Source organism: Micromonospora sp. GCM10011541, from assembly GCF_042650725.1.
Lineage (GTDB): Bacteria > Actinomycetota > Actinomycetes > Mycobacteriales > Micromonosporaceae > Micromonospora > Micromonospora sicca.
The window spans coordinates 1-9,566 of the sequence record NZ_JBHSBP010000107.1 but is presented as its reverse complement, the minus strand read 5'-3'; the positions used below and the strand labels follow the sequence as shown (position 1 = coordinate 9,566).

The 9,566-nt window shown below is 72.3% G+C and carries 7 protein-coding genes; 6 read left to right on the top strand and 1 reads right to left on the bottom strand.

What is annotated here, in order from left to right; all coding sequences use genetic code 11:
• Positions 1-359: 359 nt before the first annotated feature.
• Complete coding sequence (locus ACFOYX_RS35895) at positions 360-737, top strand: ArsC/Spx/MgsR family protein (RefSeq protein WP_322442874.1); 378 nt, start codon at positions 360-362, stop codon at positions 735-737.
• A 17-nt stretch (positions 738-754) separates the two neighbouring features.
• Here ACFOYX_RS35895 and ACFOYX_RS35890 read toward each other — a convergent pair whose 3' ends face one another.
• Positions 755-967: a hypothetical protein gene (locus ACFOYX_RS35890; protein WP_322442875.1), complete on the bottom strand. Its 213-nt coding sequence runs from the start codon at positions 965-967 to the stop codon at positions 755-757.
• Between ACFOYX_RS35890 and ACFOYX_RS35885 the strand changes: the two genes are divergently transcribed.
• The 5 genes from ACFOYX_RS35885 to pulA all read left to right on the top strand — a co-directional run bounded on the left by ACFOYX_RS35885 (position 966) and on the right by pulA (position 9,425).
• The gene (locus ACFOYX_RS35885; RefSeq protein ID WP_322442876.1) at positions 966-1,628 is read left to right on the top strand and encodes a hypothetical protein; all 663 of its coding nucleotides are present in this window, start codon (positions 966-968) and stop codon (positions 1,626-1,628) included. The two genes, ACFOYX_RS35890 and ACFOYX_RS35885, sit on opposite strands and share 2 nt — an antisense overlap.
• Positions 1,629-1,668: 40 nt before the next feature.
• Positions 1,669-2,058: a hypothetical protein gene (locus tag ACFOYX_RS35880; RefSeq protein WP_322442877.1), complete on the top strand. Its 390-nt coding sequence runs from the start codon at positions 1,669-1,671 to the stop codon at positions 2,056-2,058.
• A gap of 226 nt (positions 2,059-2,284) precedes the next feature.
• Positions 2,285-2,965: a hypothetical protein gene (locus tag ACFOYX_RS35875; RefSeq protein ID WP_322442878.1), complete on the top strand. Its 681-nt coding sequence runs from the start codon at positions 2,285-2,287 to the stop codon at positions 2,963-2,965.
• 84 nt (positions 2,966-3,049) lie between these two features.
• Positions 3,050-3,733, top strand: a complete 684-nt coding sequence (locus tag ACFOYX_RS35870; protein ID WP_322442879.1) for a cellulose binding domain-containing protein — start codon at positions 3,050-3,052, stop codon at positions 3,731-3,733.
• A gap of 193 nt (positions 3,734-3,926) precedes the next feature.
• Positions 3,927-9,425 (top strand): pullulanase-type alpha-1,6-glucosidase, encoded by a 5,499-nt coding sequence (gene pulA, locus ACFOYX_RS35865; RefSeq protein WP_322442880.1) that lies wholly within the window; start codon positions 3,927-3,929, stop codon positions 9,423-9,425.
• Positions 9,426-9,566 lie beyond the last annotated feature (141 nt).

Here is a 9,566-nt window from a genome sequence, read left to right as displayed (position 1 = left end):
AGTCTTGAAGGGGATCGGCCCGGCGGCAGTGGCCTGCTCGGGCGTCCGGGGGTGTAACGACCCCCGCCCGCCAGCCATTCCACCGCCGGGGTGCCCCACCCACGGGACGCCGGGCCATGCACCGGACATCAGGCACAGAACGTCCCACCGGAACCGGACAGCCCGCCCAGGTCGCCCACAAGCGCCCACGGACCGCCCGACGACCCGCCGGGCTCGACCGGCCCGGATCCGCACAGTGGCAGATAGGAGCTCCTGGCGGCCGGTCGGCGTCCAGTCGCGGGTGTGCGCGAGAAGGGATCTCGCGCTCGGCGCCCGACGTCGGGTGTGGACGGGATGCAGCGTCTGCCACCATGTCGGTCATGGAGATCTGGCACAACCCGGCCTGCTCGAAGTGCGCCGCCGCCCGGGCCACCCTCGACGAGGCGCGGGTGCCGTACCGGCTGCGGGCGTACCTGGACCAGCCGCCGAGCGAGGCCGAGCTGACCGAGGTGCTACGCCGGCTCGGCGCCCACGCGTGGGACATCTGCCGGACCGGTGAGCCGGTCGCGGTCGCCCAGGGGATTGCCGACTGGCCGCGCGACGCCGCCGAGGAGCCCCGCTGGATCGCGGCGATGGTCGCCCACCCGGAGCTGATCCAGCGCCCGATCCTGTTGCTGGACGACGGCGGAGCGGTGGTTGGTCGTACCGCCGAGGCGCTCGACGCGGCGGCGCGCAGGACGGCCCGCGACGGCGGGTGAGCGGCGCGGGCGCCGGGTCAGGGCCGGTCGTCGGCCGGCGTCGCGGCCCCCGCGGCCTTCGCGTGCCGCTCGCGCAGCCGGTCCCGGACCTCCTCCGGGGTGTACGCCCGTCGCCGCCGCTCCGCCCGGGCGATGACCACCCCGGACGCCGCGACGCCGGCGAGGCCGGCCAGTCCGAGCACCTTCCACCACCGCATCCGTTGCCGCATCCGCATAGGGTAGTCGTCCATGAGCATCAGTCTGGACGAGGCCGTGGAGCTGACCCGGACCGGTGACGTGTGGGTGTTCCGCGGCCGCAGCGTCCCCGATCGCGCGATCCAGTTCACCACCAACAGCCCGGTGAACCACGTCGGGATGGCCGTGGTGCTCGACGACATGCCGCCGCTGATGTGGCATGCCGAGCTGGGCCGCTCCCTGCCGGACATGTGGACCGGCAGCCATCAGCGCGGCGTCCAGCTGCACGACCTGCGGGACGCGGTCTGCGTCTGGGCGAACCGGTACGGGCAGCGCGCCTGGCTGCGCCAGCTCGAACCGCCGGCCGACGCCGCGATGGAGGAGGCGGTGCTGCGGACCGTCGCCCGCCTCGACGGCACGCCCTTCCCGTCCACCGCGCAGCTCGCCTGGCGCTGGGCCCGGGGGCGGGTGCCCAACCTGCGCCGCCGGACACCCTCCACGCCGGACGGTGGCGGGGTGCCGGTGCGCGACCGGGCGCTGGAGACGGCGTACTGCGCCGAGGTGGTGGCGGTGACGTACGAGGCGATGGGGCTGCTGCCCGCCGGCCGCCGTCCCAACTGGTACGACCCGGGGCGGTTCTGGAGCGGCGACGACCTCGACCTCACCGGTGGCGCGCAACTCGGCGCCGAGATCGAGGTACGCATTCCGCCGCGCTGACCAGGTTTGCCGTGGCGCGTGCGCGGCAATTGAGAGCGACGTGAAGGCCTCGACGGATCTCGACACGCTCACCGACTTCTTCGACCGGTACGGCGTGGCGTTGACCGCCGGCGACGTGCCCGCCATCGCCGGCTGCTACGCCCTGCCCGGGCTGGTGGTCGCGGACACCTACAGCTTCTCGTTCACCTCGCCGGCCGCGGTGGCGCTCTCCTTCGTCGGCGCGGCCCCGGACTATCAGGAGCGCCAACTCGTCGCGGCGAACGCGCAGTTCGAGGACGTGCAGCAGATCTCCGCGCTGCTCACCGAGGTGGCGGTGCGGTGGGAGTTCCTGGACAGCCAGGGCGGGGCGGTGCCGGGCGAGCGCTACCGCTACCTGCTGCGGGCCACCGAGGACGGCCCGGCCATCTGCACCGTCATCCGCACCGCCTGACGGGTGCCGCCCCCGGACAGGAAGGGGTCGTGGCGGCGAGGAGGCCGGCGGGCACCCGTTCGGCGGGGATCAGCGCGGGCACGGTCGTGAGTAGACCCAAACCGCCGCCTGTCGCCAGCCGTTTTCCGCCTCCCGCCCGCCGCACGGCCGGATCGGGGTGGGCCCGCTGTCCCCGCCCGATCGCGCTGGCTACGCTGGCGCGTCGGCTCCGGCGAGGGGGGACCTGATGAGCATGCGGCGCGACGAACGGTCGGGGTCGTCGTCCGTACCGAGGGTGCTGACGTCGGTGCCCTGGGTCGTGGTGTTGCTGGGCGTCAGCCTGCTGACCGTCCTGCTGCTCGTGGCCCTGCTCTCCCTGCGCGGGCCGGAGCGACAGTCGGCGTCGCCGGCGCCGGCCCCGCCGATCTACCTGCCCACCGTGGCGGAGACGACGACGTCCCCCGCGCCGACCGACGCCCCGCTGATCGCCGTCGACACCACCGCCTCGCCGACCGTCTCCGCCAGCAGCACCCCGTCGCGGCGGGCCAGTTCCGCCCGGCCGTCCGCCTCGGCGTCGGCGCCCGCCACGGCGGCCGCCCCACGGACCGGCGCGCTGGCCGCGCGCTACCAGGCCACGGCGAGTGGGCGGGACTACTTCGAGGCCCGGCTGACGGTCAGCAACGGGTCCGCCCGGGGTCAGGACTGGCGGGTGGAGCTGCTCTTCACCGGCAATGTGAAGGGCATCCAGGCGTCCTCCGGCTCGGGGCTGTCGGTGACCTCGCAGGGCAACGGTTGGTTCGTGCTGCGCGGCACCGATCCGCTCGGCGCCGGGCAGAGCGCCGTGGTGCAGATGCGGTTCAGTCGTACGGGCAGCGGTGATCGGCCAGGTCAGTGCACCGTCAACGGCAACGCGTGCACCATCGGCTGACCGCACGCCTGCCCGGGACCGGGCACTTTCCGGCATTGGTCCCGATCGCTACGCTCACCCGACGGGACCGACAGGGGAGGGGCCATGTCCGGCACGCGTCGCACCCGGCCATTGCCCGGCGCCAGTACCGCGATCGCCTCCTCGCCCTGGATCGTGGTGTCGATCGGCGTGATCGTGATGGTGGTGTTGCTGGTCCTCGCGCTGGCCTCGACCCGCGGGCGGCGGCCGTACATCGATGCCCGGCCGGGTCCGCCGGTCGCCACCATCCCGCTGCCCGGCCTGCCACCCGGCACACCGTCCCGCGCGGCGTCGACCAGGACCCCGCCGGCGGTGCCCGGACTGTCGCCACGGTCGACCGTCCTGCCGAGCACCGGCCGGCCGACGTCGAGCGCGTCGGCGCGCGCGGGTGGTGGTGGGGGCACCGAACGGCCGACCCCACCCCCGGTGCGCCCGTCGGTGACCGGGCGATACGGGGTGGCCAACACCTGGGACGGCGGTTTCCTGGGTGAGGTGCTGATCGTCAACGCCGACTCGACGCCCCGCGGCTGGACGGTGCGGCTGGCGTTCCCCGAGGGACGGATAGTCGCGTTCTGGGTGGCCGGTGCGGAGGGGGGAAGTGGCCGCGTGTCCGACGGCGTCCTGACGTACCGGAGTGGGGCTGACCTGGCGCCCGGAAGGTCGGTGCCGCTGCAGTTCCAGGTCGAGAACACCCGCACGACCCGCCCGGAACTCTGCACCGTCAACGACTCGCGCTGCTCCGGCTTCTGACCCGGCGCGCGGTCCACGTCGCCGGCCGATGGTGGCCGCATCCTGATCACCGTCCGCAATGGTCCCGAGCGGCACGGTCGATGCTCTGTTTCGCAAGGTGACTGCTTTGTTGCGACTTGGTTTGCAAGGTATTGCAGAATGTTTCGGCAAGGGCTAGCGTGCGGGCGAATCAGCGACCAGAGGAAGGCCGTCGATGAAACCCCCGCCGATATCCCGCAAGGCCCTGCTCGCCTTGGTCTCCACCCTCACCCTCGCCCTCGTCGGCGTGCCGGTCGCCGTTCACCAACTGGGCGCCGACGCCACCGACGGCTCCTCCCGCGCCGACCTCCTCGCGGCCGCCGGCGCGGCGCAGTGGCGCGAGGAACCGTCCGCCGAGGCCCTGCTCAAGGCCGGTGCCAACAGCGCGCAGGCCGACCAGTTCTACTTTGTCCTGCCGGACCGCTTCGCCAACGGCGACCAGCGCAACGACACCGGCGGCCTCACCGGTGACCGGCTGAGCACCGGGCTCGACCCGAAGGACAAGGGCTTCTACCACGGCGGCGACCTCAAGGGCGTCATCAACAAGCTCGACTACATCGATGGGCTCGGCACCACGGCGATCTGGCTCGCCCCGATCTTCAAGAACCGGCCGGTGCAGGGCACCGGCGCGGACGTCTCCGCCGGGTACCACGGCTACTGGATCACCGACTTCACCCAGGTCGACCCGCACTTCGGCACCAACGAGGAGCTGAAGCGGCTGGTCACGCTCGCCCACCAGCGGGGCATCAAGGTCTACCTCGACGTCATCGTCAACCACACCGCCGACGTCATCAGGTACGCCGAGGACAGGTACGCGTACGTCGACAAGAAGACAGCGCCCTACCAGGATGCGCAGGGGCGGGCCTTCGAGGACCGCAACTACGCCGACGGCACCCGGGACTTCCCGAAGGTCGACCTGACGTCGTTCCCGTACACGCCGACGTTCGCCAGCGCGGCGGACGCGAACGTCAAGGTCCCGGCCTGGCTGAACGACCCGACCATGTACCACAACCGCGGTGACTCGACCTTCGCGGGCGAGAACAGCGAGTACGGCGACTTCTTCGGCCTGGACGACCTGTGGACCGAGCGTCCCGAGGTGGTGCGCGGGCTGACCAAGGTCTACGGCGACTGGATCGGCAGCACCGGCGTCGACGGCTTCCGGCTGGACACCGTCAAGCACGCCAACCTCGACTTCTGGCCGCAGTTCAGCCAGGGCATCGAGCGGGCCGCCGAGCAGGCGGGCAAGAAGGACTTCTTCATGTTCGGCGAGGTCTACAGCGCCGACCAGGAGATCGAGTCGACGTACGTCCGGAAGGGCGGTCTGCCCGCCACCCTCGACTTCTCCTTCCAGGAGGCCGCCCGCGGCTACACCGCCGCCGACGGCTCCGCCAAGGCGCTCGCCGACATGTACGCCCGGGACGACCTCTACGCCGCCCGGGACACCGACGCCAACCGGCTGACCACCTTCCTCGGCAACCACGACATGGGCCGGATCGGCTCGTTCATCGCCGCGACCGGCGGCGACGACGCCAGCCAGCTGCGCCGCGACCAGCTCGCCCACCAGCTGATGTTCCTCACCCGCGGCCAGCCGGTCGTCTACTCCGGCGATGAGCAGGGCTTCACCGGCCCGGGCGGGGACAAGGACGCCCGGCAGGACATGTTCGCCAGCGAGACGGCGGACTACCTCGACGACGACCTGATCGGCACCACCCGCACCCACGCCAGCGACCAGTACGACAAGAGCCACCCGCTGTACCGCACCATCGCGGAGCTGGGCGAGCTGCGGCAGGCCCACCCGGCGCTGCGGGACGGCGTCCAGGTCACCCGGTACGCGGCCGACGGGCCGGGCGTCTTCGCCTTCTCCCGGATCCTGCCGTCCGACCGCACCGAGTACGTCGTGGCGGTCAACAACGCCGCCACCGCGCAGACTGTCTCCGTGGACACCTGGTCGGCCGGCGCCACCTTCGCCGGCGTCTACGGCGGTTCGGCCACCTCGACGGCCGCCGCCGACGGCAAGCTGAGCCTGACCGTGCCGGCGATGTCCGCCGTGGTGCTCGAGGCCGACCGCGCCATCCCGCAGGCCGGCGCCGCGCCGGGCATCACCATCACCGCGCCGGGCGACGCCCCGGTCGCCACCAAGGCCGCCGTCACCGCCCAGGTCACCGGCGACCCGCTGGCCACCGTCACCTTCGCCGCCCGGGTCCCCGGCGGCAAGTGGACGCTGCTGGGCAGCGCGCACAAGGCCCCGTACACCGTCCACCACGACCTGGCCGGACTGGCCGGGGGGACGAAGGTCGAGTACAAGGCCGTGGTCCGCGACGGCAAGGGCCGGGTGGCCAGCGCCCGCGCCACCGGCGTGGTCGGCACCCCGGCGCAGAGCGCCTCGCGGGACTGGGCGGTGGTGCACTACCAGCGCCCGGCCGGCGGGTACGACGACTGGGGCCTCTACACCTGGGGCGACATCGACCCGGCGTACGCCACCGAGTGGCCCAAGGGGCAGCCGTTCGCCGGTGAGGACTCGTTCGGCCGGTTCGCCTGGGTCAAGCTGAAGCCCGGCGCCAAGTCCGTCGGCTTCCTCGTGGTCGACTCCAACGGCAACAAGGACGTCGGCAACGACCGCACCATCGACGTGACGCAGACCGGCGAGGTCTGGGTCAAGCAGGGCGACGGCGCGCTCTACCCGACCCGGCAGGCCGCCACCGGCGAGCCCGATCCGGCGGTGGACCAGAGCACCGCGGTGATCCACTGGCGCAAGGCCGACAACAACTACGACGGCTGGGGCCTGCACCTGTGGGACGGCGCCGCCAACCCGACCGACTGGGGCAGCCCGCTCAAGCCGGAGAAGGTCGACTCCTTCGGCGCGGTCTTCCGGGTGCCGCTGGCTGCCGGGGCGACCGGGCTGAGCTACATCATCCACAACGGCGACACCAAGGATCAGCCCGACGACCAGCGGCTGGACTTCGCCACCGCCGGGCACGAGGTCTGGCTGCTCGCCGGGGTCAAGGGGCGGCTGCTGCCCGCCACCTCCTCCGGGTTCGCCAAGGACGTCGACATCACCAAGCAGAGGGCGCAGTGGATCGACCGGTCCACCGTCGCCTGGGAGACCGGGCCGACCGACGGCAAGCGGTACGCCCTGGTCGCCGCCCCGACCGGCGGGCTGAGCATCGCCGACGGTGAGCTGGCCGGGACGTACGTCACGCTGCCGTTGCGGGCGCAGCGCAACGGGCTCACCGAGGCCCAGCGGACGGCCTACCCGCACCTGTGGGCCTACCACGCCTTCAGCCTCGACCAGGCGGACCTGGCGAAGGTGCCGGCGGCGCTGCGCGGGCAGCTCGCGGTGACCGAGCGGGACGCCGAGGGCACGCTGCTCGGCGCGACCGGGGTGCAGATCCCCGGCGTGCTCGACGACGTCTACCGGGCCGCCACCACGGCGAATCTGGGCCCGACGTTCGCCGGCAACGTGCCCACCCTGTCGGTCTGGGCGCCCACCGCCCGCACCGTGGCGTTGCAGCTGTTCGACTCGCCGGCCGCCGAACCGAAGACGGTGTCGATGAGCCGCAACGACCGCACCGGCGTCTGGTCGGTGCGCGGCACCAAGGCGTGGCACGGCAAGTACTACCGGTACCAGGTGGAAGCCTGGCAGCCGGCGGTGCAGAAGATGGTCACCGCCGCGGTGACCGACCCGTACTCGGTGGCACTGGCACCGGACTCGACGCACAGCCAGATCGTCGACCTGAACGACCCGGGCCTCGCGCCGGCCGGCTGGGCGAAGCTGCGCAAGCCGGCGGCCGTGCCGTCGTCGAAGGCGCAGATCCAGGAGCTGTCGGTCCGGGACTTCTCCGTCGCGGACGCGAGCGTGCCGGCCGAGCGGCGGGGCACCTACCTCGCCTTCACCGACCCGAACACGGTCGGCATGAAGCACCTGAAGTCGCTCGGCGACGCGGGGGTCAACTACCTGCACCTGCTGCCGGCGTTCGACTTCGCCACCATCCCCGAGAAGCGAGCCGACCAGCAGCAGCCCGCCTGCGACCTGGCCGCGCTGCCGCCGGACTCCGACAAGCAGCAGAAGTGCGTCGCCGCGGTGGCCGAGAAGGACGGCTTCAACTGGGGATACGACCCGCTGCACTACACCGTGCCGGAGGGCGGCTACGCCGTCGACCCGGCCGGGGCGCAGCGGACCACGGAGTTCCGGCAGATGGTCGCCGGGGTGAACCAGGCCGGCCTGCGCGTGGTGATGGACGTCGTCTACAACCACACCTCCGCCGCCGGCACCGACCCCAAGTCGGTGCTCGACCAGGTGGTGCCGGGCTACTACCACCGGCTGCTGTCCGACGGCAGCGTCGCCAACTCGACCTGCTGCGCCAACACCGCGCCCGAGCACGCCATGATGGGCAAGCTGGTGGTGGACTCCCTGGTCACCTGGGCCAGCCAGTACAAGGTGGACGGCTTCCGGTTCGACCTGATGGGCCACCACCCGAAGGCGAACATCCTGGCCGTCCGAGCCGCGCTGGACAAGCTCACCGTGGCGCGCGACGGCGTGGACGGGAAGAAGATCCTGCTGTACGGCGAGGGCTGGAACTTCGGCGAGGTCGCCGACGACGCCCGGTTCGTGCAGGCCACCCAGGCCAACATGGCCGGCACCGGGATCGGCACCTTCAACGACCGGCTCCGCGACGCGGTCCGTGGCGGCGGACCGTTCGACGGCAACCCGCGGATCCAGGGCTTCGCCTCCGGGCTGTACACCGACCCGAACGGCGATCCGGTCAACGGGTCGGCGGCCGAGCAGAAGGCGCGGCTGCTGCACTCCCAGGACCTGATCAAGGTCGGGCTGACCGGCAACCTGCGCGGCTACCGGTTCACCGACTCCTCCGGGAGGACGGTCACCGGCGCGCAGGTGGACTACAACGGCGCGCCGGCCGGCTACACCGCCGCGCCGGGCGAGGCGGTCACCTACGTCGACGCGCACGACAACGAGATCCTGTACGACGCGCTGGCGTACAAGCTGCCGCAGGGCACCTCAGCGCATGACCGGGCCCGGATGCAGGTGCTCGCCCTGGCGACCACCGCCTTCGGGCAGGGCACGGGCTTCGTGACGGCCGGCTCGGAGCGGCTGCGCTCCAAGTCGCTGGACCGCAACTCGTTCAACTCCGGTGACTGGTTCAACCAGATCCGCTGGGACTGCGCCCAGGGCAACGGCTTCGGCGCCGGTCTCCCCCCGGCACAGGACAACGAGAGCAAGTGGTCGTACGCGAAGCCGCTGCTGGCCGATCCGAAGCTGGTGCCGGACTGCGCGGCGATCAACCTGGCCGACGCCCGGTACGCGGAGCTGCTGGAGGTTCGGCGGTCGTCGCCGGTCTTCGGGCTGGCCACCGCCGACCAGGTGCAGAAGCGGGTCGCCTTCCCGCTCTCCGGCGAGCAGGAGACCCCGGGCGTGCTCACCATGACCCTGGACGGCCGTGGACTGGACGGTGAGTGGAAGTCGGTGACGGTGGTCTTCAACGGCACGCCGGCGGCGGCGGAGCAGACGGTGACCGGCCTGCGCGGGGCGAGCGTGGCCCTGCACCCGGTGTTGCGGAACTCGGTCGACCCGGTACTGCGGACCGCCTCGTTCGACCCGGCGAGCGGCACCTTCACCGTGCCGGCGCGCAGCGTGGCCGTCTTCGTCCAGAGCTGACCTGACGACGGTCCGGCCCCCTGCCACCGAGGTGGCAGGGGGCCGGACGGCTGCGCGGATCCGTTCGCTGACCGTCGATCAGTTGAAGCAGTCCTCGACGGTGCCGGCGCAGTTGGTCGGGTCGTTGTCGGTGACGGTGGA